At 68.1% G+C, this 24772-nt stretch carries 23 protein-coding genes; 16 read left to right on the top strand and 7 right to left on the bottom strand.

All coding sequences use genetic code 11. The annotated features are described in order from the left end of the window. The first annotated feature begins 74 nt into the window (after positions 1 to 74). The 4 genes from IB278_RS11560 (at position 75) to IB278_RS11545 (ending at position 5182) form a co-directional block, all read left to right on the top strand. Positions 75 to 815, top strand: a complete 741-nt coding sequence (locus IB278_RS11560) for an IclR family transcriptional regulator (RefSeq protein ID WP_192323494.1) — start codon at positions 75 to 77, stop codon at positions 813 to 815. 110 nt (positions 816 to 925) lie between these two features. Continuing rightward, positions 926 to 1603 carry a haloacid dehalogenase type II gene (locus IB278_RS11555; RefSeq protein WP_192323493.1) on the top strand — a complete coding sequence of 226 codons (678 nt, stop codon included), beginning with the start codon at positions 926 to 928 and terminating at the stop codon, positions 1601 to 1603. Positions 1604 to 1658: 55 nt separating this feature from the next. Then, positions 1659 to 3833: a malate synthase G gene (locus IB278_RS11550; RefSeq protein WP_192323492.1), complete on the top strand. Its 2175-nt coding sequence runs from the start codon at positions 1659 to 1661 to the stop codon at positions 3831 to 3833. A 110-nt stretch (positions 3834 to 3943) separates the two neighbouring features. Next, the gene (locus IB278_RS11545; protein ID WP_192323491.1) at positions 3944 to 5182 is read left to right on the top strand and encodes an MFS transporter; all 1239 of its coding nucleotides are present in this window, start codon (positions 3944 to 3946) and stop codon (positions 5180 to 5182) included. A gap of 18 nt (positions 5183 to 5200) precedes the next feature. Here the strand turns inward: IB278_RS11545 and IB278_RS11540 are convergent, their stop codons facing one another. Both IB278_RS11540 and IB278_RS11535 read right to left on the bottom strand, forming a co-directional pair. Then, a complete protein-coding gene (locus IB278_RS11540) occupies positions 5201 to 5419 on the bottom strand; it encodes a hypothetical protein (RefSeq protein ID WP_145742567.1) in 219 nt (72 codons plus the stop codon). Between the two features lie 296 nt (positions 5420 to 5715). After that, complete coding sequence (locus tag IB278_RS11535; protein WP_145742569.1) at positions 5716 to 6642, bottom strand: LysR substrate-binding domain-containing protein; 927 nt, start codon at positions 6640 to 6642, stop codon at positions 5716 to 5718. An 82-nt stretch (positions 6643 to 6724) separates the two neighbouring features. On the opposite strand from IB278_RS11535, the gene IB278_RS11530 reads away from it, so the two are divergent. From IB278_RS11530 to IB278_RS11515, 4 genes are all read left to right on the top strand, one after another. Continuing rightward, positions 6725 to 7045 (top strand): DUF2917 domain-containing protein, encoded by a 321-nt coding sequence (locus IB278_RS11530; protein ID WP_145742571.1) that lies wholly within the window; start codon positions 6725 to 6727, stop codon positions 7043 to 7045. Positions 7046 to 7178: 133 nt separating this feature from the next. After that, positions 7179 to 8357, top strand: coding sequence for an acetyl-CoA C-acetyltransferase (locus IB278_RS11525; protein WP_192323490.1), 1179 nt, complete (start codon positions 7179 to 7181; stop codon positions 8355 to 8357). Beyond that, a complete protein-coding gene (locus tag IB278_RS11520) occupies positions 8357 to 9163 on the top strand; it encodes an enoyl-CoA hydratase-related protein (RefSeq protein ID WP_192323489.1) in 807 nt (268 codons plus the stop codon). Before IB278_RS11525 ends, IB278_RS11520 begins: the two co-directional genes overlap by 1 nt. 4 nt (positions 9164 to 9167) lie before the next feature. After that, the gene (locus tag IB278_RS11515; protein ID WP_192323488.1) at positions 9168 to 10325 is read left to right on the top strand and encodes an acyl-CoA dehydrogenase family protein; all 1158 of its coding nucleotides are present in this window, start codon (positions 9168 to 9170) and stop codon (positions 10323 to 10325) included. 35 nt (positions 10326 to 10360) lie between these two features. Here the strand turns inward: IB278_RS11515 and IB278_RS11510 are convergent, their stop codons facing one another. Together IB278_RS11510 and IB278_RS11505 are read right to left on the bottom strand one after the other, a co-directional pair. Then, a complete protein-coding gene (locus tag IB278_RS11510) occupies positions 10361 to 10849 on the bottom strand; it encodes a tetratricopeptide repeat protein (RefSeq protein WP_225612849.1) in 489 nt (162 codons plus the stop codon). A 121-nt stretch (positions 10850 to 10970) separates the two neighbouring features. Further along, positions 10971 to 11474, bottom strand: coding sequence for a pilin (locus IB278_RS11505; protein WP_192323487.1), 504 nt, complete (start codon positions 11472 to 11474; stop codon positions 10971 to 10973). A gap of 351 nt (positions 11475 to 11825) precedes the next feature. On the opposite strand from IB278_RS11505, the gene IB278_RS11500 reads away from it, so the two are divergent. Together IB278_RS11500 and IB278_RS11495 are read left to right on the top strand one after the other, a co-directional pair. Beyond that, positions 11826 to 13091: a 6-phosphofructokinase gene (locus IB278_RS11500; RefSeq protein WP_192323486.1), complete on the top strand. Its 1266-nt coding sequence runs from the start codon at positions 11826 to 11828 to the stop codon at positions 13089 to 13091. 4 nt (positions 13092 to 13095) lie between these two features. Then, positions 13096 to 13326, top strand: coding sequence for a cysteine-rich CWC family protein (locus IB278_RS11495; RefSeq protein WP_145742581.1), 231 nt, complete (start codon positions 13096 to 13098; stop codon positions 13324 to 13326). Here the strand turns inward: IB278_RS11495 and IB278_RS11490 are convergent. Then, positions 13317 to 14624 carry a putative zinc-binding metallopeptidase gene (locus IB278_RS11490; RefSeq protein WP_192323485.1) on the bottom strand — a complete coding sequence of 436 codons (1308 nt, stop codon included), beginning with the start codon at positions 14622 to 14624 and terminating at the stop codon, positions 13317 to 13319. The two genes, IB278_RS11495 and IB278_RS11490, sit on opposite strands and share 10 nt — an antisense overlap. Before the next feature lie 131 nt (positions 14625 to 14755). Here IB278_RS11490 and IB278_RS11485 point away from each other — a divergent pair, with 131 nt between their 5' ends. The 5 genes from IB278_RS11485 (at position 14756) to IB278_RS11465 (ending at position 21973) form a co-directional block, all read left to right on the top strand. Next, a complete protein-coding gene (locus tag IB278_RS11485; protein ID WP_145742585.1) occupies positions 14756 to 16240 on the top strand; it encodes a DHA2 family efflux MFS transporter permease subunit in 1485 nt (494 codons plus the stop codon). Positions 16241 to 16312: 72 nt separating this feature from the next. Continuing rightward, entirely contained in the window at positions 16313 to 17452 is a 1140-nt protein-coding gene (locus IB278_RS11480; protein WP_145742587.1) for an ABC transporter substrate-binding protein, read from the top strand. A 50-nt stretch (positions 17453 to 17502) separates the two neighbouring features. Further along, on the top strand, positions 17503 to 18270 hold the full coding sequence (locus IB278_RS11475; protein WP_145742589.1) for a class II glutamine amidotransferase: 768 nt from the start codon (positions 17503 to 17505) through the stop codon (positions 18268 to 18270). 137 nt (positions 18271 to 18407) lie between these two features. Next, positions 18408 to 20675 (top strand): TonB-dependent receptor, encoded by a 2268-nt coding sequence (locus IB278_RS11470; RefSeq protein WP_192323484.1) that lies wholly within the window; start codon positions 18408 to 18410, stop codon positions 20673 to 20675. Continuing rightward, complete coding sequence (locus tag IB278_RS11465; RefSeq protein WP_145742593.1) at positions 20675 to 21973, top strand: PepSY-associated TM helix domain-containing protein; 1299 nt, start codon at positions 20675 to 20677, stop codon at positions 21971 to 21973. The genes IB278_RS11470 and IB278_RS11465 overlap by 1 nt, the downstream gene beginning before the upstream one ends. Here IB278_RS11465 and gshB read toward each other — a convergent pair. Both gshB and IB278_RS11455 read right to left on the bottom strand, forming a co-directional pair. After that, complete coding sequence (gene gshB / locus IB278_RS11460) at positions 21933 to 22889, bottom strand: glutathione synthase (protein WP_192323483.1); 957 nt, start codon at positions 22887 to 22889, stop codon at positions 21933 to 21935. The two genes, IB278_RS11465 and gshB, sit on opposite strands and share 41 nt — an antisense overlap. Then, complete coding sequence (locus IB278_RS11455; protein WP_192323482.1) at positions 22886 to 24151, bottom strand: benzoate/H(+) symporter BenE family transporter; 1266 nt, start codon at positions 24149 to 24151, stop codon at positions 22886 to 22888. Before IB278_RS11455 ends, gshB begins: the two co-directional genes overlap by 4 nt. A gap of 172 nt (positions 24152 to 24323) precedes the next feature. On the opposite strand from IB278_RS11455, the gene IB278_RS11450 reads away from it, so the two are divergent. After that, positions 24324 to 24764, top strand: coding sequence for a nuclear transport factor 2 family protein (locus IB278_RS11450; RefSeq protein ID WP_192323481.1), 441 nt, complete (start codon positions 24324 to 24326; stop codon positions 24762 to 24764). Positions 24765 to 24772: the final 8 nt, after the last annotated feature.

Genomic DNA, 24772 nt, shown 5'->3' with positions numbered 1-24772 from the left:
AGTTCTATCTTGCAGAACTAAATTCTGTTAAACAGAATTAAACTGCCGATCGACTTTCACTGTCAAGCCCGCCCATGCCTCGCAAAGCCCGAACCGAATCGGTTCCAGACCTCAACGCCGCGCCCGGCGGGGCCGCCGCGGTCGACCGCGCCCTGAGCCTGCTCTCGGCGTTCCGGCCCGGCGACGAGGCGCTCACGCTCGCGCAATTCGCCGAGCGCACGCAGCTCTACAAGAGCACGGTGCTGCGGCTCCTGGCCTCGCTCGAACATGCACGGCTGATCCGCCGGCAGGACGATGGCCGCTATGCACTGGGCGCGGAGATCGCGCGGCTGCACGGCCTCTATGCGGCGTCGCTGTCGCTCGACCGCATCGTGCTGCCGGTGCTGCGCTCGCTGGCGGCAACCACGGGCGAGAGCGCGGCCTACCACGTGCGGCAGGACCAGGGCGACAGCTGGGTGCGGCTGTGCCAGTTCCGCGTCGATTCGTCGCATGTGGTGCGCGACCACGTGCGCGCGGGCGATCTGCTGCCCAACGACCGCGGCGCGGGCGCGCGCGTGCTGATCGCCTTCGGCCCCGAAGCCGGGCGCCTCCGCGGCGCCAAAGAGCGCAAGCTGTACGACGCGATCCGCGCCCAGGGCTACTGCGCGCTGGTGGGCGACCGCACGGCCGAGCTGGCCGGCATCTCGGCACCGGTGTTCCATGCCGACGGCAGCCTCGCCGCGGCCGTCACGCTGACGATGCCGGCGCACCGCTACGACGCGCGCCACATCGAGCCGGTGCGCACCGCCGCCCGCGAGCTCAGCGGAATCCTCTGACAAACAAAGGGGAAAAACGCAGCCGCACTGCGATTACCATCATTTTTGTCACTGATAAATCCCGATCCTGGTTATTACTGATCAGCAAAGTATCGAATAAAGTCCAAGCCATGGATCAACCCGGCGCAGTGCTCTTCGATGCCTACGGCACGCTGTTCGACGTCTACAGCGTCGCGCAGGCGGCCGAGCGGCTGTTCGCCGGCCAGGGGCAGGCGCTGGCCGCGGGCTGGCGCGACAAGCAGATCGAATACACGCGCCTCGTCACCACCAGCAACCACGGCGCGCACTACCGCCCCTTCGGCGAACTCACGCGCGCCGCGCTGCGCTACACCTGCAAGCGGCTGGGCCTCGGCCTGGCCGAAGCCGCCGAGCAGCAGCTCATGGACCAGTACCGCACGCTCGCGGCTTTTCCCGAATGCCGCGAAGTGCTGCAGGCACTCAAGAACCGCGGCGTGGCCACCGGCATCCTCTCGAACGGCGACCCCGGCATGCTCGATGCCGCCGTGCGCAGCGCCGGGCTCGACGGCCTGCTCGACCACGTGCTGAGCGTCGACGGCATCCGCAAGTACAAGACGCATCCCGATGCCTACCAGCTCGGCGTCGCCGCCACCGGCCTGCCGCCCGGGCGGATCGCCTTCGTCAGCTGCAACGGCTGGGACGCGCTCGGCGCCACCTGGTTCGGCTTTCGCACGTTCTGGGTCAACCGCTACCAGCTCCCGTTCGAAGAACTCGGCACGCAGCCCGAACGCATCGGCACCAGCCTGCGCGACGTGCTCGGGTTCTTCTGACAGACACCGCCCCTCGATTCATTCAGCATTGCACCGTTCTCAAGGAGAGAAAAACATGACCGCCCGCACCACCACCCACGGCCTCCAGGTTGCGACCGAGCTTCACCGCTTCATCGAGGACAAGGTCCTGCCCGCCAGCGGCGTGGCCAGCGAGGTTTTCTGGAAAGGCTTCGACGCCATCGTCCATGACCTCGCGCCGAAGAACATCGCACTGCTGGCCGAGCGCGACCGCCTGCAGAGCGAGCTCGACGCCTGGCACAAGAAGAACCCTGGTCCCATCACCGACATGCCGGCCTACCGCGCCTTCCTCGAGAAGATCGGCTACCTGCTGCCGCAGCCCCAGGGCGTGAAGGCCACCACCGCGAACGTCGATTCCGAGCTCGCGCTGCAGGCCGGCCCGCAGCTGGTGGTGCCCATCCTGAACGCCCGCTATGCGCTCAACGCCGCCAACGCACGCTGGGGTTCGCTGTACGACGCGCTCTACGGCACCGACGCCATTCCCGAAACCGGTGGCGCCGAAAAAGGCAAGGGCTACAACCCCGTGCGCGGCACCAAGGTGATCGAATACGCGCGCAACGTGCTCGACCAGGCCGCACCGCTGGAAAACGGCTCGCACAAGATGGCCACCGGCTACAGCGTGAAGGACGGCAAGCTCGTCGTCGCGCTGCAGAGCAGCAGCACCGGCCTGGCCGACCCCGCGCAGTTCGTCGGCTACCAGGGCGATGCGGCTGCGCCGTCGTCGGTGCTGCTCAGGCACAACGGCATCCACCTCGACATCCGCATCGACCGCAGCACGCCCATCGGCAAGAGCGACGCGGCCGGCGTGAGCGACCTGGTGCTCGAAGCCGCGCTCTCGACCATCCTCGACCTCGAGGACTCGGTGGCCGTGGTCGACGCAGCCGACAAGGTGGTCGCGTACTCGAACTGGCTCGGCATCGTGCAGGGCACGCTGACGGAAGAAGTCGCCAAGGGCGGCAAGACCTTCACGCGCGGCCTCAACCCCGACCGCGAATACATCGGCGCCGACGGAAAGCCCGTGAAGCTGCACGGCCGCTCGCTGATGTTCCTGCGCAACGTGGGCCACCTGATGACCAACCCGGCCGTGCTGTACGCGGGCGGCAAGGAAATTCCCGAAGGCATCCTCGACGCGGTGGTCACCACCACCATCGCGATGATCGACCTGAAGCGCAAGGGCAACTCGCGCACCGGCAGCATCTACATCGTCAAGCCCAAGATGCACGGCCCGGCCGAAGTGGCCTTTGCGAGCGAGCTGTTCGGCCGCGTCGAGCAGCTGCTCGGGCTGCCCGCCAACACCGTGAAGCTCGGCATCATGGACGAGGAGCGCCGCACCAGCGTGAATCTCAAGGCCTGCATTGCCGAGGCCGCCGCGCGCGTGGCCTTCATCAACACCGGTTTTCTCGACCGCACCGGCGACGAGATGCACACCGCCATGCACGGCGGCCCGATGATCCGCAAGGGCGACATGAAGTCCAGCGCGTGGATCGGCGCCTACGAGAAGAACAACGTGCTGGTCGGCCTCTCGTGCGGCCTGCGCGGCAAGGCGCAGATCGGCAAGGGCATGTGGGCCATGCCCGACCTGATGGCCGCCATGCTCGAGCAGAAGATCGCGCACCCCAAGGCCGGCGCCAACACCGCCTGGGTGCCCTCGCCCACCGCCGCCACGCTGCATGCGCTGCATTACCACCAGGTGAACGTGACGGCCGTGCAGCAGGAGCTCGAGAAGATCGATGCCGACGCGGAACGCGACAACATCCTGAACGCGCTGCTGCAGGTGCCCATTGCGCCCGCGGCCAACTGGACCGAAGCCGAGAAGCAGCAGGAGATCGACAACAACGTGCAGGGCATCCTCGGCTACGTGGTGCGCTGGATCGACCAGGGCGTGGGCTGCTCCAAGGTGCCCGACATCCACAACGTGGGCCTGATGGAAGACCGCGCCACGCTGCGCATCTCGAGCCAGCACATCGCCAACTGGCTGCTGCACGGCGTGGTCACGAAGGAACAGGTCGACCAGACCTTCCAGCGCATGGCCAAGGTGGTCGACGAACAGAACGCCGGCGACCCGGTGTACCAGCCGATGGCCGGCCACTTCGACACCTCGGCCGCGTACAAGGCGGCGCAGGACCTGGTGTTCAAGGGCATCGAGCAGCCCAGCGGCTACACCGAGCCGCTGCTGCATGCGTGGCGGCTGAAGGTGAAGGGCGAGGCCTGACCGCGGCCGTGCATCGGCTCTTGAAAACGACGGCGCCCGAGGCGCCGTTTTTTTCTTTGGCATGCCGTTAGGATCCGTGCTGCCTCCGTCTCCAGCGCTGCGCCTCTCCCATGACCCTCTCCCCCGCTTCGGCACGTTCGGCCACATCGATGCTGATCGTGCTGGCCTCCGCTTTCGCGCTGAGCCAGGCCTTTCGCACCGTCGGCGCGATGATGGCCACGCCGCTCGCACAGCATTTCGGCCTCACGGCCCAGGCGCTGGGCTTGTGGGCCGGCACCTTCCATTTCATGTTCGGCGCGACGCAGCTCGCGATGGGTGTGTCGATCGACATCTACGGCGTGCGGCGCACGGTGCTCACGGCCTTTCCGCTTGCCATTGCGGGCGCGGTGCTGTGCGCATCGGCGCCCAGCTTCCATGCGCTGCTGCTCGGGCAGGCCATGATCGGCGTCGGCTGCGCGCCGGCCTTTCTCGCCTGCACCGTGTTCATCGCGCGGCACTTCGAGGCCGCGCGCTTCACGGCCATGTCGGGCCTCGTGATGAGCATGGCGGGGCTCGGCATCCTGTTCACCGGCACGCCGCTCGCGCTGCTGATCGAAGCCGCGAGCTGGCGCGCGGGCTACGCCTTGCTCGCGGGCTTCGCGGTGCTGTCGTGGGGCTTCGTGTTCTGGCGCGTGCACGAGCCGCCGCGCGCGGCGCCGCACGAACGCCAGACGCTCGCCAAGGCCGTGCGCGAACTGCTGCCGCTCTTTGCCATGCCGCACACGCTGGGCCTGCTGTGCTTTGCCTGCGTGTCGTATGCCGCGTTCATCACCCTGCGCGGCCTCTGGCTCGGCCCCGTGCTGCACGACCGCCACGGGCTGTCGCTGGTCAGCAGCGGCAACGTGGCGCTGGTGATGACCATCGCGGGCATGATCAGCCCCGCAATGTTCGGCCGCCTCGACCCGGGCGGCGCGCGGCGCGGCCGCTGGCTCACGGGCTGCGCGTTCGCGGCCGCGGTGATGTTCGCGTTGATGGCACTCACGCATTCGCTCGCCGTCGACATCGGCCTGCCGATCCTCTACGGCCTGCTCTCTGGCTATTCGGTGCTGCAGTATTCGTACACGCGCGCCGCCTATCCGGCGGCCATGACGGGACGCGCGCTGTCGCTGCTCAACATGGCGATGTTCCTCGGCGTGTCGCTGATGCAGTGGACCACGGGCGTGGCCGCATCGTGGGCCGCGTCGAACGGCGTGGAGCCGTTCCGCGCGGTGTTCCTCACGATCACGGCCATGCTGGCGGTGGGCACGCTGGCGTTCCTGTTGCTGCCGCGTGCACACGAAGGCACGAGCCTCGCATCCGCGCGGCCCTGAGCATGTCTTCGCGCATCGTCAGCCCTCCCGCGCCAAGCCGCGCGCGGCCTTCTGCAACGCGACCTTCTGCGCGCGCCGCTCCGCGCGGTGCGTGCGCAGATGGCGCCCCGCCTTCTGGTTCGATTCGCCTCGCGCGATGGCGGCCACCACGGGATTGCGAGGTGCCGCGTTCGGCACCGAAAAATAGAACCGGCCCAGACGCTTGTCGTCGTCGCGGGCCTTTCGTTGAGCACTCATGTGCGCACACTCCAAAAATGCAAAAGCCCCGGCGAATGGCTGCGCGGGGCCTTTGTCGATGGGCCTCGGCGGATGCGTGGATGCACATCCGGCCGGGGCGGTCGGTGTGCGGGTCAGGTGTTCAGGAAACGGTTCATTGAGTGGTTGTGTCGCCCGGGAGGTTGGTCGTCGCCAGGCGCGGATAAAAAACTGTTGCTGAAAAACGAAGGGCGGATTCTGGCGAGCACGCACGCTGTGTGCAAGCGCGGCGCGTGCGCCTGTGGCGCAGAGCCCACGCCTCGCTTCGCGCAAATCCGTCAGCTCCGCTGCGCCGCCTCGGCTTCGTCGCGCAGCCATTGCGCGAATTCCTGTGCGTCGCGATTGCCCGCGGCACGGCGCGAGGCCTCGATGAAATAGCCGCGATGCGAGGCCGCGCCCTCGCCCAGCGGCGCCACCAGCCGGCCGTCGCGCACCAGCTCGCGCAGCAGCGGCAGCCGGCCGATCACCACGCCCTGCCCCGCCACCGCGGCGGCCACCGCATCGGCGTACTGGGTGAAGCGCAGCGTGCTCTTCATGCGCAGGTCATCGAGCCCCATCACCTTGAGCCAGGGTTCCCAATCGGCTGTGGGGGCCTCGCTGTGGTCCGGGTACTCCACCGTCAGCAGCGTGAGGTTCGCGAAATCCGAGGGCGTGCGCAGGGAGGCCGCGAGCTGCGGCGAGCACAGCGGGATCACCGATTCCTCAAACAGCGCCGGGCCGGCGCCACGGCCGATCGGCGCAAAGCGCACCGCCAGGTCGAGCCGGCTGCTCTCCAGGTCCAGCACGTCGAGCGTGGCCGACACGCGCACGTCGACCTGGGGATGGCTGCCGGTGAAGCGCGCCAGCTTCGGAATGAGCCAGAGCGACGCGAAACCCGGCGTGGTGGTGATCGCCACCTGGCGCGGCGCAGAGCTGGCACGCACCCGGGCCGTGGCGTCGCGCAGGCGCTCCAGACTGTCGGTCACGGCCCGCTGCATCACGCCGCCCGCCTCGGTGAGCGCCAGCGCGCGGTGCCGGCGCTCGAACAGCAGCACGCCCAGGCTGGCTTCGAGCTGCTGGATCTGGCGGCTCACGGCCGACTGGGTCAGGTGCAGTTCGCCGGCCGCGAGCGTGAAGCTCAGCCGGCGCGCCGCGGCCTCGAAACTGCGCAGCAGCTCGAGCGGCGGCAGTTCGCCCACGGAGGCTTTCGCATTCTCTGGATGCATGCAACGAGTTCCAAACGACCGTGTGTAAGAGCGGGGTCAACTCACTATATTCATTCGTATCACGAATGCAATGGAGCTTGCCATGAGCACCCAGCCTCTTTCTTCCCGCTTTCAAGTCAGCCTGCCGACCCGTTCCATCTTTGCCGTGCCCGATGGCGCCGGCGTGGGCATCGAATGCCGCAGCGGCTCGGTCTGGGTGACGCTCGACCGCGACCCGCGCGACATCGTGCTTGCGCCGGGCGAACGCTTCGAGAGCACCGAACACCGGCGCGTGCTGGTCTCGGCGCTGGAGGCCTCGTGCATCACGGTCTCGGACGCGCAGCCCGCGGCCATGCCGCTGCCCGCGCCGGCGCGGCGCCGGTCGCCTTGGCGACTGCTGCCGCTCGGGTTGTCCCCGGCTTGACCTGAGCGGCCCCGGCATCGAACCTCGATGCCATGGACCTCCCCTGCACCGAACGCCGCCGCCGTGACGGGCGGCTTTTTTGCGTTGGGCGCCGCATGGTCCGCGCTGTTTTCTTTTCTAGAGGGACATGACCATGGCAGAGGCATACATCGTCGCCGCCGCGCGCACGGCCGGCGGCCGGCGCGGCGGCAAGCTCGCGGGCTGGCATCCGGCCGACCTGGCGGCGCAGGTGATCGACGCATTGGTGGCGAAGAGCGGCATCGACCCGGCCGCGGTGGAGGACGTGATCCTCGGCTGCGTGAGCCAGGTGGGCGAGCAGGCAACCAACGTGGCGCGCAATGCGGTGCTGGCGTCGAAGCTGCCCGAATCGGTGCCGGGCACCTCGGTCGACCGGCAGTGCGGCTCGTCGCAGCAGGCGCTGCATTTCGCGGCGCAGGCCGTGATGTCGGGCGCCATGGATGCGGTGATTGCGGGCGGCGTCGAAAGCATGACGCGCGTGCCGATGTTCACGCCCAACGCGCTGCCGGCCAAGGCGGGCCTGGGCACCTACATGAGCCCGGCCATGAAGAGGCGCTACCCCGGCGTGGAGTTCAGCCAGTTCGCCGGCGCCGAGATGATCGCGGCCAACTACGGCATCGACAAGGATGCGCTCGACCGCTATGCGCTCGAAAGCCACCGCCGAGCCATGGCCGCCACGCGCGCGGGCGCGTTCGACGACGAGATCGTGCCCATCGAGATCCTGCAGGCCGACGGCAGCGGCACGGGCGAGCAGCACACGGTGGACGAAGGCATCCGCTTCGACGCCACGCTCGAAGGCATCGCGGGCGTCAAGCTGATTGCCGAGGGCGGGCGCTGCACCGCCGCCACCGCGAGCCAGATCTGCGACGGCGCGAGCGGCGTGCTGGTGGTGAACGAGCGCGGCCTCAAGACGCTGGGCGTGAAGCCGCTCGCGCGCATCCACCACATGAGCGTGATGGGGCACGACCCGGTGATCATGCTGGAGGCCCCCCTGCCCGCCACGCTGAGCGCGCTCAAGAAGGCCGGCATGCGCATCCAGGACATCGACCTCTATGAAGTGAACGAAGCCTTCGCGCCCGTGCCTATCGCCTGGCTGGAGGCGCTGGACGCCGACCCGGCGCGGCTCAACGTGAACGGCGGCGCCATTGCGCTCGGCCATCCGCTGGGCGCCTCGGGCACCAAGCTCATGGCCACGCTGGTCCACGCGCTGGGCAGGCGCGGCAAGCGCTACGGCCTGCAGACGATGTGCGAAGGCGGCGGCATGGCCAACGTCACCATCGTGGAGAGGCTCTGATGACCGCACAGCAGCCCTATGTGCTTTACGAGCTGGCGGACGGCATTGCCACGCTCACGCTGAACCTGCCGGCCAAGCTGAACCCGATTGCGCGCGAACTGCAGGTCGAACTGCGCGACACGCTGGAGCGCATCCGCGGCGACCGCGCGGTGCGCGCCGTGATCCTGACCGGCGCCGGCAAGGCCTTTTGCGTGGGCGCGGACCTCAGCGCCATGGCACCCGGCGAAGAAGGCAAGTCGCTCGGCGCGCAAACCGCGGAGTGGATGCAGTCGCTCAGCAACCCGCTGATCGAGACGCTGCGCACGCTGCCCGTGCCGGTGGTGGCAGCCGTCAACGGCGCCGCAGCCGGTGCCGGCGTGGGCCTGGCACTGGCGGCCGACGTGACGATTGCCGCGCGCAGCGCCTACTTCTACCTGCCTTTTCTGCCCAAGCTCGGCATCGTGCCGGACCTGGGCTGCACCTGGGCCATTCCGAGGCGCGCCGGCAGGGCGCGTGCGATGGGCATGGCGCTGCTCGACGAGCGCCTGAGTGCCGCTCGCGCCGTGCAATGGGGCCTGATCTGGGCCTGCGCCGACGACGAACAGCTGCTGGAAGAAGCACGCGCGATCGCGCAGCGGCTCGCCCGCCTGCCGGCGCATGCGGTGGTCGAGGCGCGCGAAGCCTTCGAAGCCGCCGAGCGCCACACGCTGGCCGAGCAGCTGCACTACGAAAGCGAACGCCAGCGCGAACTGATCGACCGTCCCACGTTCCGCGAAGGCGTGAGCGCCTTCCTGCAGAAGCGCCCTCCAAGCTTCCCCGGGCGCTGAGGCCATGATCGAACGCACGCTTTTCAGCGCCGACCACGAGGCCTTCCGCGACAGCTTCCGCCGCTTCATGGACAAGGAGATCGCGCCCTTCCACGAGGCGTGGGAAGAACAGGGCTACGTGGACCGCGCCGTCTGGTCCAAGGCCGGCGAGAACGGTTTTCTCTGCATGGCGCTGCCCGAGGCCTACGGCGGCGCGGGCGCTGACCTGCTCTTTTCGGTGATCCAGTTCGAGGAGCTCTGGGCGCGCGGCTTCACGGGCATCGGCTTCGGGCTGCACAGCGAGATCGTGGCGCCCTACATCCTGCGCTACGGCACCGAGGCGCAGAAGCAGCGCTACCTCCCCAGGCTCGCGAGCGGCGAGATGGTCGGCGCCATCGCGATGAGCGAGCCCGGCGCCGGCAGCGACCTGCAGGCGGTCAAGACCAGCGCGCTGAAGCAGGCCGACGGCAGCTACCTGCTCAACGGCAGCAAGACCTTCATCACCAACGGCTGGCATGCCGACCTCGTGATCGTGGTGGCCAAGACCGACCCGGCCGCAGGCGCCAAGGGCACCAGCCTGTTCCTGGTCGAGCGCGGCATGCCGGGCTTCGAGAAGGGCAAGCGGCTCAAGAAACTCGGGCTGAAGGCGCAGGACACCTCCGAACTGTTCTTCAACGACGTGCGGCTGCCGGCCAACGCATTGCTCGGCGATGCGGCGCAGCTGAACCGCGGTTTTGTCTGCCTGATGGAGCAGCTGCCGTGGGAGCGGCTGCAGATCGCGATCAGCGCGGTGGCCGCATCGCAGGCCGCCATCGACCAGACGGTGGCCTATGTGAAGGAGCGCAAGGTGTTCGGCCAGCCGGTGGGCAGCTACCAGAACACGCGCTACACGCTCGCCGAGCTGCAGACCGAGGTGCAGGTGGCGCAGGTGTTCGTCGACAAGTGCATCGAGCTGCTGATGGCCGAGAAGCTCGATACCGCCACCGCCAGCATGGCCAAGTACTGGACCACCGACCTGCAGTGCAAGGTGATGGACGCCTGCGTGCAGCTGCACGGCGGCTATGGCTACATGTGGGAGTACCCGGTCACGCGCGCCTATGCCGATGCGCGGGTGCAGCGCATCTATGGCGGCACGAACGAGATCATGAAAGAGGTGATCACGCGGGCGATGGGCCTGAGATAACGCGCCGCACCTTTGCGCACTGGCTTGAGCTTTGGCTAGCGCGGCTTCGGGCCGTTCGCGGGCGAAATACGAAACGACCCCTGTATTTGCGCCTGTGCGATGACGTGGCCGTGCGCGGCTGCCTTGGCGATCCACATCAAGCCGATGTTCTTGTTCTTTGGCACGCCTTCGCCGCCGATGTAGCAGCGGCCCAACCACTGCATGGCGTCCGCATGGCCCTGATGCGCGGCCTGCTCGAGCCAGTACAGGGCAATCTTCGGCTTGCCGGCATTCGAAAACAACTGTCCGATGTCGTTCTGTGCATCGGCGTCACCCGCGTCGGCCCGCACGAGGAATTCGAGATCCGCCCTGTCGAGTGGGACGCAAATGAACGGGACAACTTTTTCGAGGCTGAGCATGGCCCGCCCTCTTGCGTCATCGGCCAAACGGGTCACCGTCCCGTCCGCAATTCGCCGCCACCACGTGCGCCGGCTGCGCTCGGTGACGGCGACCGATGCAGCAATGCTGATCGGCACACCATTCATAAATTCGCCCCCTGATTTTTTCATTATTTTAAAACACGGCAAAGCTAGTCAATTGGCTCCGAGCGCGTGTGGAAAGCTAAAAAAGCCGACAAAGGCGGCTTTTTTAGATGCTTCAGAAGAATTACGGTGCGACCGTGCAACCCGTCGGAACGTACTTCTGGTCAGCATTGGTGCTGCAGGTCCAGGTGCCGGAGTCACCAGCGCGCGACCAAGTGATCGTCTTCGTCTTCAGCGGCTGAGCTGCAGAGTTGCCCAGCGTAGCGATCACTGTGGAGGCAGCAGCAGCAGTAGCGCCGAGCGAGACTTGCGGATAACCATTGACACCCGCGGTCACAGCAGGAGCGCCAGCTTGAGCAGCGCCGACGAGAATGGTCGATGCGCTAGCAGCGGGGTTGCATTCAGCGGCAGCCGTGCCCACAACGGTCTTGCCGTCGAGCAGGCAGGTGTCAACAGCCGTCTTTAGGCTGCCAGCTTCACCCATTGCACGGGTGAACTGCGATTTGGCAACGTAGGTTTGATATTGCGGAATCGCGATAGCGGCCAAGATACCAATGATCGCGACCACGATCATCAATTCGATCAGAGTGAAGCCCTTTTGCGCGGCGCGAGTTATGGAACGGTTCATGTGAATTACCTTTGATGTGAATTGAACTCCGGACCTCCCGAAGGTCATTTCAATTCAGCAACCCGCATACCCGTTCCCTGGCGGCGCCTAATTCACCGTTGAATAACATTTAATCTGGTTATTTAACGTTTTGGCGTGCAATGAGGTGTGCCATGTCACCGAAGCGCCCGCGCCATGGCCAGATCCAAGATGTGCCAAAACGCAAAAGCCGCCCCGAGCCAACTCACGCGCTAGATTCGATTTGGCTTGCGACTCGCCGCTGCCGCAGAATCGGGTCATGCCTGCCTCACCGGACCTGGACATCACGCGCTGCGCCGCTGCTGTGGCATCACTGACCGAGGAATCCACCCCATGAGCAACACCACCTTGACCAACGCCTTCTACGCCCAGTCGGGCGGCGTCACCTCGGTCATCAATGCGTCGGCCTGCGGCGTGATCGAGACGGCACGAAAACACCCGGACCGCATCGGCAACGTCTACGCCGGGCGCAACGGCATCATCGGCGCGCTGACCGAGGAGCTGATCGACACCGGCGCCGAGCCGGCCGAAGCCATCGCGGCGCTGCGCAGCACGCCCTCGGGCGCGTTCGGCTCGTGCCGCTACAAGCTCAAGTCGCTCGAGAAGAACCGGCGCGAGTACGAGCGCCTCATCGAGGTGTTCAAGGCGCATGGCATCGGCTACTTCTTCTACAACGGCGGCGGCGATTCGGCCGACACCTGCTTCAAGGTGAGCCAGCTGTCGCAGTCGATGGGCTATCCGCTGCAGGCGATCCACGTGCCCAAGACCATCGACAACGACCTGCCGCTGACCGACTGCTGCCCGGGCTTCGGCTCGGTGGCCAAGTACGTGGCGGTGTCGACGCTCGAAGCCTCGTTCGACGTGCGCTCGATGGCGGCCACCTCCACCAAGGTGTTCGTGCTCGAGGTGATGGGGCGCCATGCGGGCTGGATCGCGGCGGCCGGCGGGCTGGTGGCCGACCATGGCATTCCGGTGGTGATGCTGTTCCCCGAGATCGAGTTCGACAAGGCGCGCTTTCTCGCGCGCGTGGACGAACTGGTGAAGCAGCACGGCTACTGCTCGGTGGTGGTGTCCGAGGGCTGCCACTATCCCGACGGCAGCTTCCTCGCCGAGCAGGGCACGCGCGACGCCTTCGGCCATGCGCAGCTCGGCGGCGCGGCGCCGGTGGTGGCGCAGATGGTCAAGGAAGCGCTGGGCCACAAGTTCCACTGGGCGGTGGCCGACTACCTGCAGCGCGCGGCGCGGCACATTGCTTCGGCCACCGACGTGCGGCAGGCCTATGAGCTGGGGCAGCGCGCGGTCGAGCTCGCGCTCGAGGGCCGCAACGCGGTGATGCCGACCATCGAGCGCACTTCCGATGCGCCCTACACCTACCGCATCGGCAGCGCGCCGCTCGATGCGGTGGCGAACGTCGAAAAGCCGATGCCGCGCGACTTCATCTCGGACGACGGCTGGGGCATCACCGACCAGTGCAGGCGCTACCTGCTGCCGCTGATCGAAGGCGAGGACTACCCCGCCTACCGCAACGGCCTGCCGGTGTACGCCACCTTGCGCAACGTGGCCGTGCCCAGGAAGCTGCCGGCCTTCGAGCTCGCCTGACGCGATGGAAACAGCCACCGTCATCGACACCACGCGCTGTCCGCTGTGTGGCGAACAGAACCGCTGCGCGATGGAAACCGCGCGCGCAACCGGCCAGCCGCAACCGCCCTGCTGGTGCATGGCGGCCGACTTCGGCAAGGCACCGTTTGCGGCCCTGCCCCCGGCATCGCGCGGCAAGGCCTGCATGTGCGCCCGCTGCGCCGCGGGAGTGCCCGCCGAGCCTCTTCAGGACTGAGTGGCGTCCTGCTGCTGGCTCTGGGCCTGCGGCGGTATCTGCGCCGGCGCCATTGCGTCGCCCGTGCGGTCGCGCTGCTGCGTGATCACGCAATGGATGAACTGCAGCTTGCCGACGGCCACGCGCGGCAGCACGAAGGGGTAGTAGTCGGGCTGGCCCATGCTGCGCGAAAGCTCGTTGAGCACGTTGGTGAGCAGCACCCAGCCGTTGAGGAAATCCAGGAACCTGGCGGCGCCGGGATGCTCGGGCTGCCACAGGTCGTCCGTGGTGAACAGGTCGCTGGTGAGTTCGACGTTGGTGGCGTCCACGCCAAAGCTCATGGCGGTGTCGGTGGTGTCGGCCATGTGCAGGTAGTGCGCCCAGGTCTCGGCCCAGTCTTCCCAGGGGTGCATGCTTGCGTAGCTGCTCACGAAGCGGTTGGCCCAGTCGGGCGGCGGGCCCTGGTCGTAGTGCCGCTGGAGCGCCGCGGCATAGTCGGCGCGCTCGTCGCCGAAGAGCGCGCGGAACTCGTCGAGCCAGGGCGTGGGCTGCACGAGCAGGTCCCAGTAGTAGTGGCCGACCTCATGGCGGAAATGCCCGAGCAGCGTCCGGTAGGGCTCGCGCATCTCGGCGCGGATGCGCTCGCGCACCGCGTCCTCGGCCTCTTCGGCGTTGAGGGTGATCACGCCCTGTTCATGCCCGGTCATCACATGCGGGCCGCCCGGCATGTTGCCCAGAAAGTCGAAAGCCAGCCCGTGCACCGGATCGGCATGGCGGCTGACCACCGGCAGCCCGAGTGCCAGCAGCTGCGAGATGAGCCTGCGCTTCGCATGCTCGAGCTTGCGCCAGAGCTCGCCGTTGCCTTCCACCGAAAGATCGGGGATGGTGCGGGTGACGCTGCAGGCCAGGCAGAAGCCGGGCGCGAGGCCGTCGGTGTTGAACGAGGGCTCGTCCCCCTCGCGCGGGGCCGGCACCATCCAGTTGCAGCTGGCGGCGGTCATGAGGTTGGCGCAGCGGCGGTACCTCTTGCCGTCCGGATTGCCGAACACGGTGAAGAGCTCGGGCTCGGCGCCGTCGGCCTCGTCGTTGTCGCCGGCCTTGTCCTCGGCCTCGACGGGCGCCAGCGGCACGACGCCCAGGCGCTCGATCACATAGCCGAGCGGCGTGCGGCAGGCCAGGCACTGGCTGTTGCGCAGGAACACCGGCCGGCCGCACTGGCAACGGTAGGCGCGGCTCACCGTCGGTGCCGCGAGCTCGGAGGCAAGGTGGGAGGCCGCGCCCGGTTCGGGAGCGCCGGCGGGATCAGTTGGCGTATTCATTTCATTGTTCTGGGAAGGCAGTGCGGGGCAGCGGTGCATTGTGGGACGCGCAGGCGCCGGACCCGCCGCGCAAAGCCCGATATGCTTGTAGGACGACGGACCCGCAACAAGAGAAGCCGGGGCCACCGCCCATGACCACCACTCCCAAGCCCGAAGCCGCTTCGCCGGCCCCGCCTTCCATCGGCACCCTGCGCGAACGCTACGGCCCGCGCTACCGCTGGTACCTGCTGCTCTCGGTGATGGTGGGGGTGATGGCGTCGATCATGTCCTCGACCATCGTCAACGTCGCGATCCCGGGCATGAGCCATCATTTCTCGCTGGGCCAGGAGCGCGCGCAGTGGGTGAGCTCGGGCTTCATGGTGGCCATGACGGTCTCGATGCTGACCACGCCCTGGCTGCTGTCGCGCTACGGCTACCGCCGCACCTACGCGGGCACCATGGTGCTTCTGCTCGCGGGCGGCATTGCGGGCGGGCTGGCCAACAACTTCTCGCTGGTGCTGCTGGCGCGCGTGGCCGAAGGGCTGGCGGCAGGCGTGGTGCAGCCCATACCGGCCATCATCATCCTGCGCGCCTTCGAGCCGCACGAGCAGGGGCGGGCGAGCGGCATCTTCGGCATGGGCGTGGTGCTGGCGCCGGCCATCGGCCCGAGCATCGGCGGCGTGCTGGTCGACCTGTTCGGCTGGCGCTCGATCTTCTTCATGGTGGTGCCGTTCTGCCTGGCCTCGCTCTGGCTGGCCTACAGGTTCGTGCCCACCACGGCGCCCGGCGGCGTGGCGGCCTCGCGCGGCAGCGGGCTCGACTGGCGCGGCCTCGCGCTGGGCACGGTGGGCACCCTCTGCCTGCTGAACGGCCTGGTCGAGCTGCGCGGCGATTCGCCGGCGCAGGCCGGCCTGCTGCTGGCGGCCGCGGTGCTGGCCTTTGGCGCCTTCGTCTGGTGGCAGCGCCGCTACGCAGCCGGCGGCGGCGAACCGCTGATGAACCTGGCGCTGTTCCAGTACCGCCAGTTCGCCATGGGCAGCGTGGTCGCCTTCATCTACGGCACGGCGCTGTTCGGCTCGACCTACCTGCTGCCGGTGTACATGCAGGTCGGGCTGCAGTTGTCTGCATCGCACGTGGGCACCATCCTGCTGCCGGCGGGCATCGTGCTGGCCCTGACCATTGCCGGCGTGGGCCGGCTGGCCGACCGGCAGCCGACCTGGATGCTGGTGAGCATCGGGCTGGTGCTGCTGGCGGCTTCGTTCGCGCTGATGGTGGTGCTGCGGCTCGACAGCGCGCTCTGGCTGCTGGTGGCGTTTGCCGTCATCGGGCGCATCGGGCTGGGTTTCATCCTGCCGTCGCTCAACCTCGGATCGATGCGGCCGCTGGCCAAGCCGCTGATTCCGCAGGGCGCCAGCGCGATCAACTTCCTGCGCATGCTGGGCGGCGCGGCCGGCGTGAGCCTGTGCGCCATCGTGCTCGAGTGGCGCCTGGCGGCGCATGGCGATTCGCTGGCCAATGCTGCCAGCAGCCCCGCGCGGCTGGCGGCCTTCGACGAGGTCTTCCTGATGCTGGCCGGGCTGTGCGCGCTGGCCATCTGCGCGGCCTGGCAGCTTCGGCAGCCCGCCCCGCAAGGGTAAGCACTTAGTAATACTTAAGCACCCATCGTTTCTAATTGTTAGCATTTGTTAGCTAATGATGGGATGGGTTTCATGCAACGCAGAAGTTTTGTCGCCGGAACGGCCGTTTTCGCAGCGGGCCTGGCCCATCTCTCCTCCGCGCAGGCCGCCGAGGCCGGGGTGACCGACACCGAAATCGTGCTCGGCAGCTCGGCCGTGCTGAGCGGTCCGCTCGGCTCGCAGATCAAGGTCGTGCACAACGGCGCCGCGCTGGCCTTCGACGCCGTCAACGAACAGGGCGGCGTAGGCGGACGCAAGATCAAGCTGGTGGCGCTGGACGACGAGCTCAAGCCCGAGAAGGCGGTCGAAAACTACGGCAAGCTGCTGAACGACCATCGCGTGTTCGCCTTCTTCGGCTGCGTGGGCTCGGGCACCACGGCCGCCGCGGCCAAGCTGCTGCAGCAAAGCGGCGCGCCCAGCGTCGGCGGTTACGGCGTGGGCGACAGCGCACGCGAACGCGTGGCGGGTTCGGCCTACTTCGTGCGCGCCAGCAATGCACGCGAGGCGCAGGCGCTGGTCGAGCACCTGTCGACCATCGGCGTGAACAAGATCGCGATCGCCCACCTGGACAATCCCGGCGGCGTCGAGGCGGTGAAGCTGATCGAGGCGGCCATGGCCACGCACAAGCAGGCGCCCGCGCTGGTGGTGTCGGTGAAGGGCGACGGCTCGACCTCCGCCGCCGCCGGCAAGACGCTGGCCGACAGCCAGTCCCAGGCGGTGCTGATGTACCTGGCCGGCACCGTGGCCGGCGAGGTGATCAAGGCGACCTACGGGTCCGGCAGCAAGCCGATGTTCTATGGCATGTCGATCGTGCCGGGCGAGGTCACGGCCAAGGTGGTGCAGCTGCAGGCCAGCGGCCTGGCCATCTCGCAGGTCATGCCCTATCCCTGGGGCGAGGTGGAATCCGTCACGCGCGACTACCGCCGCCTGGCCGAGCGCGCGCAGGTGCCGGTGGGCTACGGCAGCTTCGAGGGCTACCTGAACGCGCTGGTGATGATCGAGGCGCTCAAGCGCACCGGCCGCGACCTGACGCGCGCCCGCCTGCATGCGACGCTGCGCGCCCTCAGGCTGCGCCTGGCCGGCATGGATATCGACTTCTCGACCGGCGCCAATGCCGGCTCGCGCTTCATCGAGATGGTGCGCGTCACGCCCGAAGGCCGCTTCGTGCGCTGAACGGGCGCACGGGTTCGCCGGGCGGGCGGCGCTCGCGCTCTAATAGCGCCATGTGCCAACTGCTTGGAATGAACTGCAACACGCCCACGGACGTGACCTTCAGCTTTACGGGCTTCGCGCAGCGCGGCGGCCGCACCGACCACCATGCCGACGGCTGGGGCATCGCCTTCTTCGAGGACCGCGGGCTGCGCCACTTCGTCGACCACATGCCCGCGAGCGAGTCGCCGGTGGCCGAGCTGATCCGGCGCTACCCGATCCAGAGCCGCAACGTCATTGCGCACATCCGCAAGGCCACGCAGGGCGCCGTCAACCTGCAGAACTGCCACCCCTTCGTGCGCGAGCTGTGGGGCCGCTATTGGGTGTTCGCCCACAACGGCGACCTGAAGGATTTCCGACCGCGCCTGCACGGCAACTTCCACCCGGTGGGCAACACCGACAGCGAGCACGCCTTCTGCTGGATCATGCAGGAGCTGGCCAAGTCGCATGCGGGCGTGCCGAGCATCGAGGAACTCACGCTCACGCTACGCGAACTGGCGCCGCAGCTTGCGGGCCACGGCACCTTCAACTTCATGCTGTCGAACGGCCAGGCGCTCTGGGCCCATGCCTCCACGCATCTCTGGTACGTGGAGCGGCGCCATCCTTTCGTCACGGCGCAGCTGTCGGACGAAGACCTGGAGATCGACTTCGCCCAGCACACCACGCCAAACGACCGTGTGGCAGTGGTCGTGACCGCGCCGCTCACCACCAACGAAAGCTGGACGGCCTTCGCGCCGGGCGAGCTGCACGTGTTCGTGGACGGGCAGCTGGCGGCGTTCTGAACCGGGCCCCGCTCAGCCGCCCCGCCTGACAACTTTTATCTGACACTTTTCCGCAACATTGCGGGAAAGTTTCGAAATCATGGGTTTTGTTATCGAATAATAACGGTTCTCATTTGTATTACAGATTGAACCGTTCCATGTCCGCTGCTCCGTTTCTCCGGCTTCGCCCGACCGTGGCCGCCTCGCTGCTCGCGCTTCACGCCGTGGCAGCCCTTGCACAGACCACCCCGGCACAGCCGGCGTCCGCAGCGCCGGCAGCCTGGCCGTCATCGAACGGCACGCTGGCCACCGTCACCGTCGAAGCCAGCGCCGACGCCTCGGCCGAAGGCCTGACCAAGCCCTACGCGGGCGGCCAGGTGGCGCGCGGCGGCCGCGTCGGCATCCTGGGCAACCAGGACATGATGAGCACGCCGTTCTCCAGCACCAGCTACACCCACGAGCTGATCCAGAACCAGCAGGCCAGGAGCGTGGCCGACGTGCTGCAGAACGACCCGACGGTGCGCGTGGCGCGCGGCTTCGGCAACTTCCAGGAGTCGTATTTCATCCGCGGCTTCATCGTCAATTCGGACGACATCGCCTACAACGGGCTCTACGGCCTGCTGCCGCGGCAGTACATCTCGTCCGAACTGTTCGAGCGCGTGGAGGTGTTCCGCGGTGCGAGCGCATTCCTGAACGGCGCCACGCCCTCGGGCGGCGGCATCGGCGGCAACATCAACCTGCTGCCCAAGCGCGCGCCGAACGATGCGCTCACGCAGATCACGCTGGGCACAGCCAGCGGCTCGCAGGCCTATGCCGCGACCGACATCGCGCGCCGCTTCGGCCCCGACCAGAGCGTGGGCGTGCGCCTGAACGCCGCGCACCGCGACGGCGGCACCGGCGTGGACGGCGAAGGCGTCAAGCTCGACGTGCTCTCGGTGGGCCTGGACTGGCGCAGCCGCGACGCACGCATCTCGGCCGACATCGGCCACCAGGAGCACCGCCTGCGCAACACGCGTCCCAACGTGACGCTCGGCAGCGGCGTCACGGTGGTGCCCAGGGCGCCCGACAACAGCACGAACTTCGCGCAGCCCTGGACCTATTCCTACGAGCGCGACACCTTCGGCTCGGTGCGCGGCGAGTACGACATCACGCCGGACATCACGGCCTGGGCCGCCGCCGGCGCGCGCAGCAGCTACGAGAACAATTCCCTCGCGGGCCCGACGGTCTCCAACGGCGTCACGGGAGCGGCCACGATGACCCGCTTCGACAACACGCGCGAGGACAAGGTCAAGACGGCCGAGATCGGCGTGCGCGGCAAGCTGCGCACCGGCAGCGTGGGCCACGAATGGGTGCTGGGCTATTCCTATTTCGATCTCGAGAAGAAGAACGCCTACGGCATGGGCCTGGGCGCCGGCGGCACGCTCAACACCGGCATCTACTATCCGCGCAGCTATTTCCCGCCGGCGCTGACCTACCTGGGCAACGACCTCGCCAACCCCGCGCTCAACGGCACCACCACGCTCAAGAGCCTGGCGATCGGCGACACGCTGTCCTTCATGGACGACCGCCTGCGCCTGACGCTCGGCGCGCGCCACCAGACGATCGAGACCAGCGACATCAGCTACCGCGTCGTGAGCAGCGGCCTCCAGACCGCCGCCGGCGGCACCGTCACCTCGTACGACCAGAGCCGCACCAGCCCGCTGGCGGGCCTCGTGTTCAAGGCCAACGACCGGCTGTCGGTCTATGCGAACTACATCGAAGGGCTGGCGCAGGGCGAAACCGCGCCCGCGCAGTCCGGCGGCCAGCCGGTGCTCAATGCCGGCCAGCAGCTGCGCCCCTACGTCTCCAAGCAGAAGGAGGTCGGCATCAAGTACGACGCCGGCCAGGTCGGCGGCACGCTCGCCTTCTTCTCCACCGAGAAGCCGCGCGCCTTCGTGCAGGGCAACTACTTCTCCGCGAATGGCAAGGACCGCCACCAGGGCGCCGAGCTCAGCGTCTTCGGCCAGGTCAGCAAGGGCCTGCGGCTGCTGGGCGGCGTGACCTGGCTGGACGCCAGGCAGAAGGACACGGGCAGCAGCGTCACGGACGGCAAGCGCGTGATCGGCGTGCCCAGGGCGCAGGGCAGCATCGGCGTCGAGTGGGACGTGCCGGGCGTGCCGGGCCTCTCGCTCGACGGCCGCGTGGTGGCGAGCGGATCGAGCTACGCCAATGCCGCCAACACGCTGCGCGTGCCGGGCTGGACCCGCATGGACATCGGCGCACGCTACGTGACCGAAGTGAGCGGCAAGCTGCTCACCCTGCGCGCGCGCATCGAGAACCTGGCCGACCGCAACTACTGGTCCTCGGTCGGCGGCTATCCCGGCTCCGGCTACCTGGTGCTCGGCGCCCCGCGCACGTTCAACCTGTCGGCCACGCTCGAATTCTGATGCGCGCCTTCGCGACCGCCGTGCACCGCTGGGCGGGACTGGCGGTGGCCCTGTTCCTCGTCGTCTCGGGGCTGACGGGCGCCGTCATCTCGTGGGACCACGAGATCGACGGCTGGCTCAACCGCAAGCTCTACGACACCGCCTCGCGCGGGCCGTTCCGCGATCCCTTCGACCTGGTGGCCGCGGTCGAGGCCCACGACCCGCGCGCGCGGGTCGCGTACCTGCCGCTGGGTTTCGAAGAGGGCCACACCGCCCGCTACTTCGTGCAGCCGCGCACCGACCCCGCCACCGGCAAGCCCTTCCGGCTCGGCTACAACCAGGTGTTCGTCGATCCGGTGACGGCCGAGGTGCGCGGCCGCCGCGACGCGAGCGCCATCTCGCTCAAGCCCGAGACGCTGATGCCCTTCCTGCGCAAGCTGCACTACATGCTGCACGTGCCGGCCGTCTGGGGCACCGACCGGCTGGGCTACTGGATCATGGGCGGCGTGGCGCTGGTGTGGCTGCTCGACAGCTGCGTTGCGCTGTATCTCACGACACCACGCCGCCAGCGCCGTGCCGCGCACCCCGAGCACCGCGGCCCGCGCGAATGGTGGAAACGCTGGAAGCCGGCCTGGGCCGTGCGCTGGGCGGCCGGCGGCTACCGGCTCAACTTCGACCTGCACCGCGCGGGCGGGCTGTGGATGTGGGCGCTGATCATCGTCATCGCCTTCACCTCGTTCTCGCTGAATCTCTACAAGGAGATCTTCCATCCGATGCTGTCGCTGGTCTCGAAGACCACGCCGGGCCCGTCGGCGCTGGTGCCGCTCGCACCGCTGGGCACGCGCATCGAGCCCACGATCGGATTTCGCCAGATCGTTGCCGACGCCGAGGCCGAGGCGCGGCGGCGCGGCTGGACCACGCCGCTCGGCGGAGTGTTCTACAACCAGCGCGGCGGCTTCTACAACGTGTCGTTCTTCGACCATGCCACGCACGACAGCAGCGACGGCATGGGCCTGTCGAACCTCTACCTGGACGGCCGCGACGGCCGCGTCATCAGCAGCAACCGGCCCTGGCACGGCACCGCGGCCGACGTGTTCGCGCAGCTGCAGCTGCCGCTGCATGGCGGCCGCATCCTCGGGCTGCCGGGGCGCATCCTGATGTCGCTCATGGGGCTCGCGGTGGCGGGCCTTTCGATCACGGGCATCGTGATCTGGTGGCGCAAGCGGCGCGCGCGGCTGGTGCAGGTGCGCCGCCAGCGCGAGCTGGCACCGAAGGAGCTCAGCGCAGTGCGGCCAGATGCGCTTCAAGCGCATCGATGAACATCTTCGGCACATCGAAGCCGGTCTGCTCGGTGATCTCCTGAAAGCAGGTCGGGCTGGTCACGTTGATCTCGGTGACCGAGTCGCCGATCACGTCGAGCCCGATCAGCAGCAGACCGCGCGGCGCGAGCGTGCGTCCCACGGTCTCGGCGATCTCGCGATTGCGCGCCGTGAGCGGCTGCGCCACGCCCTTGCCGCCGGCCGCCAGATTGCCGCGCACCTCGGTGCCCTGCGGAATGCGCGCCAGCACGAAAGGCGCCGGCTCGCCCGCGATGATCAGGATGCGCTTGTCGCCCTGCACGATGTCGGGCACGAAGCGCTGCACCATGATGGTCTCGGCGCCGTTCTTGTTGAGCGTCTCGACGATGGAACCGAGGTTCAGCGCGTCCTGCCTGACGCGGAAGATGCCCATGCCGCCCATGCCGTCGAGCGGCTTGAGGATGATGTCGCCGTGCTCGGCATGGAAGTCGCGCACGGCCTGCGCGCTGCGCGTGACCAGCGTGGGCGTGGTGAACTGCGGAAACTCCATGATCGCGAGCTTCTCGGGGTGGTCGCGCAGCGCGCGCGGCTTGTTGACCACGCGCGCGCCTTCGCGCTCGGCCTGCTCGAGCAGGTGGGTGGCGTAGATGTACTCGGCGTCGAAGGGCGGGTCCTTGCGCATGAGCACCGCGTCGAAGTCCTTCAGCGCCTTCGACTCGCGGATGTCCTCGCGGTACCAGGCCTTGCTGTCACCGGTGAGCGTGATCTGCTGCACGTTGGCCGTGACCAGCCCGCCCGACACCCACTGCAGGTCTTCCGGCAGGCAGGCCGCGATGCGGTGTCCGCGGCGCTGGGCCTCGCGCATCATCGAGAAGGTGGTGTCCTTGTAGATCTTGAAGTGATCGAGCGGATCGGCGACGAAGAGGATGTTTTTCATCTGGGAGTCTTTCCGGCGCCAGAGGTGGCCGCCATGTTGCTGCTGTCTGGCGCGATGTTGCCGGAAGCGGCGATGCCCTTGCCGGCGCAGGCCTTTGCGCGCCCGGCCTGCTGCACCGCGAGCGCGAGCGCGCCCGCCACCACGCCCCAGAAGGCCGAGCCGATGCCCGCGATGGCCACGCCCGAGAGCGTGACCAGGAAGGTGATGACCGCGGCCTCGCGGTGCGGCTCGTCGCGCACCGCGCCGGCCAGCCCGCTGCCGATGGTGCCCAGCAGCGCCAGGCCGGCAATGGCGGCGACCAGTTCTTTCGGAAAGGCCGTGAGCAGCCCGGTGACCGCCGCGCCGAAGAAGGCGATCAGCACGTAGAGGGCGCCGCAGCTCACCGCGGCCGTGTAGCGGCGCGCCGGGTCCTCGTGCGCCTCGCGGCCCATGCAGATGGCGGCGGTGATCGCGCCCAGGTTCAAGGCAAAGGCGCCGAAGGGCGCGAGCACCAGCGTTGTCAACCCGGTGAACGTGATGAGCTTGCTGATCGGCAGGTCGCCGTAGCCTGCGGCGCGGATGGTGGCCACGCCCGGCAGGTTCTGCGAGGCCATGGTGACGATGAAGAGCGGCAGCGCCAGGCTCACGATGGCCTGCCAGCTGAAGACGGGCATGGTGAACACCGGCCAGGTGAGCGAGAACTGCACTGCAGACACGCTCATCTCGCCGCGCGCCGCCGCGAAGGCGATGGCGGCCAACAGCGTGAGCGGCACCGCATAGCGCGGCAGCAGGCGCTTGGCCACCAGGTAGGTGCCGAGCATCAGCAGCACCAGCGGCAGCGCGGTTCTCGCGGCGATGAACGCGTCGAGGCCGAAGCGCGCGAGCACCCCGGCCAGCAGCGCGGCGGCGATGGCCATCGGGATCCGGTTCATCACGCGCTCGAACCATCCCGTCGCGCCCGCCAGCACGACCAGCGCGGCGCAGGCGATGAAGGCACCGACCGCCTCGCCCATGCCATAGCTGCCGGCCGCCACGGCGAGCACCGCGGCGCCCGGCGTGCTCCAGGCGATCATCACCGGCTTGCGCCACCACAGCGACAGCACGATGGAAGGCAGGCCCATGCCGATGCCCAGCGCCCACATCCACGAAGCCGAGACTTCGGGCGTGGCGCCGAAAGCCTGCGCGGCCTGGAAGACGATGGCCACCGAGCTCGTGAAGCCCACGAGCACCGCGACGAAGCCCGCGGTGAAGGCCGAGAGGCTCAGATCCTTGAAGAAACGCATCGGGCGATTGTGCCGGGGACGCCGTGGGCCCGCCCAGCCTCCAGGGTCCGCCGGCGCGCCCATTGATTGTCGACAATTTTCATAAATTAACGTCGACAATCGGCACGAGAATTGCTGCAACGCCATCGTGCTTCCCGCCATGCACCGCCATGGCCCACATGCTGGAGAACCCATGAACACGCCTGCCTCCTCCGATGCGCCACCATTGCCGGGCCCTTCCACGCCCGCCGAAGTGGTCGACGAATTCCTTCGTCTCGTGATGATTCCCGACCCGCAATCGGCGTCGCGCTTCACCGCGCCCGACATCCGCATCCGCTTCACCGGCAACCGCGAGATGCGGGCGCCCGGCGACACCTCGGCCTTCAATGCGAAGCGCTACGCCTGGGTGAAGAAGAAGATCGAACGCACCGAAGTGGTGGCCGGCGGCACGCCCGATGAAACGGTGGTCTACAGCCTGGGCACGCTGTACGGCGCCTGGCCCGACGGAACCGCCTTCGAGGGCAATCGCTACGTCGACCGCTACGTGGTGCGCCACGGCCTCATCAGCCGGATGGACGTGTGGAACGACAGCGCCGAATGGCTGCTGGTGCGCGCCGGGCTGGCGGTGCTGTGAGGGCGGGC

Origin of the sequence: Variovorax sp. VRV01 (assembly GCF_014852545.1) — a bacterium.
GTDB lineage: Bacteria > Pseudomonadota > Gammaproteobacteria > Burkholderiales > Burkholderiaceae_C > Variovorax > Variovorax beijingensis_A.
Note: the sequence above shows the minus strand (reverse complement) of the source record. Positions and strands in the feature narration are given on the sequence as shown.

Excerpts from the sequence above, each read along its gene's own strand:
- IB278_RS11480 (WP_145742587.1), top strand. The coding sequence starts at position 16,313 with ATGCAACGCAGAAGTTTTGTCGCCGGAACGGCCGTTTTCGCAGCGGGC.
- IB278_RS11485 (WP_145742585.1), top strand. The coding sequence starts at position 14,756 with ATGACCACCACTCCCAAGCCCGAAGCCGCTTCGCCGGCCCCGCCTTCC.
- IB278_RS11510 (WP_225612849.1), bottom strand. The coding sequence starts at position 10,849 with ATGAATGGTGTGCCGATCAGCATTGCTGCATCGGTCGCCGTCACCGAG.
- IB278_RS11560 (WP_192323494.1), top strand. The coding sequence starts at position 75 with ATGCCTCGCAAAGCCCGAACCGAATCGGTTCCAGACCTCAACGCCGCG.
- IB278_RS11495 (WP_145742581.1), top strand. The coding sequence starts at position 13,096 with ATGGAAACAGCCACCGTCATCGACACCACGCGCTGTCCGCTGTGTGGC.
- IB278_RS11470 (WP_192323484.1), top strand. The coding sequence starts at position 18,408 with ATGTCCGCTGCTCCGTTTCTCCGGCTTCGCCCGACCGTGGCCGCCTCG.
- IB278_RS11490 (WP_192323485.1), bottom strand. The coding sequence starts at position 14,624 with ATGAATACGCCAACTGATCCCGCCGGCGCTCCCGAACCGGGCGCGGCC.
- IB278_RS11515 (WP_192323488.1), top strand. The coding sequence starts at position 9,168 with ATGATCGAACGCACGCTTTTCAGCGCCGACCACGAGGCCTTCCGCGAC.
- IB278_RS11540 (WP_145742567.1), bottom strand. The coding sequence starts at position 5,419 with ATGAGTGCTCAACGAAAGGCCCGCGACGACGACAAGCGTCTGGGCCGG.
- IB278_RS11555 (WP_192323493.1), top strand. The coding sequence starts at position 926 with ATGGATCAACCCGGCGCAGTGCTCTTCGATGCCTACGGCACGCTGTTC.
- IB278_RS11450 (WP_192323481.1), top strand. The coding sequence starts at position 24,324 with ATGAACACGCCTGCCTCCTCCGATGCGCCACCATTGCCGGGCCCTTCC.
- IB278_RS11525 (WP_192323490.1), top strand. The coding sequence starts at position 7,179 with ATGGCAGAGGCATACATCGTCGCCGCCGCGCGCACGGCCGGCGGCCGG.
- IB278_RS11520 (WP_192323489.1), top strand. The coding sequence starts at position 8,357 with ATGACCGCACAGCAGCCCTATGTGCTTTACGAGCTGGCGGACGGCATT.
- IB278_RS11465 (WP_145742593.1), top strand. The coding sequence starts at position 20,675 with ATGCGCGCCTTCGCGACCGCCGTGCACCGCTGGGCGGGACTGGCGGTG.
- IB278_RS11535 (WP_145742569.1), bottom strand. The coding sequence starts at position 6,642 with ATGCATCCAGAGAATGCGAAAGCCTCCGTGGGCGAACTGCCGCCGCTC.
- IB278_RS11545 (WP_192323491.1), top strand. The coding sequence starts at position 3,944 with ATGACCCTCTCCCCCGCTTCGGCACGTTCGGCCACATCGATGCTGATC.
- IB278_RS11500 (WP_192323486.1), top strand. The coding sequence starts at position 11,826 with ATGAGCAACACCACCTTGACCAACGCCTTCTACGCCCAGTCGGGCGGC.
- IB278_RS11455 (WP_192323482.1), bottom strand. The coding sequence starts at position 24,151 with ATGCGTTTCTTCAAGGATCTGAGCCTCTCGGCCTTCACCGCGGGCTTC.
- IB278_RS11475 (WP_145742589.1), top strand. The coding sequence starts at position 17,503 with ATGTGCCAACTGCTTGGAATGAACTGCAACACGCCCACGGACGTGACC.
- IB278_RS11505 (WP_192323487.1), bottom strand. The coding sequence starts at position 11,474 with ATGAACCGTTCCATAACTCGCGCCGCGCAAAAGGGCTTCACTCTGATC.
- IB278_RS11530 (WP_145742571.1), top strand. The coding sequence starts at position 6,725 with ATGAGCACCCAGCCTCTTTCTTCCCGCTTTCAAGTCAGCCTGCCGACC.
- IB278_RS11550 (WP_192323492.1), top strand. The coding sequence starts at position 1,659 with ATGACCGCCCGCACCACCACCCACGGCCTCCAGGTTGCGACCGAGCTT.
- gshB (WP_192323483.1), bottom strand. The coding sequence starts at position 22,889 with ATGAAAAACATCCTCTTCGTCGCCGATCCGCTCGATCACTTCAAGATC.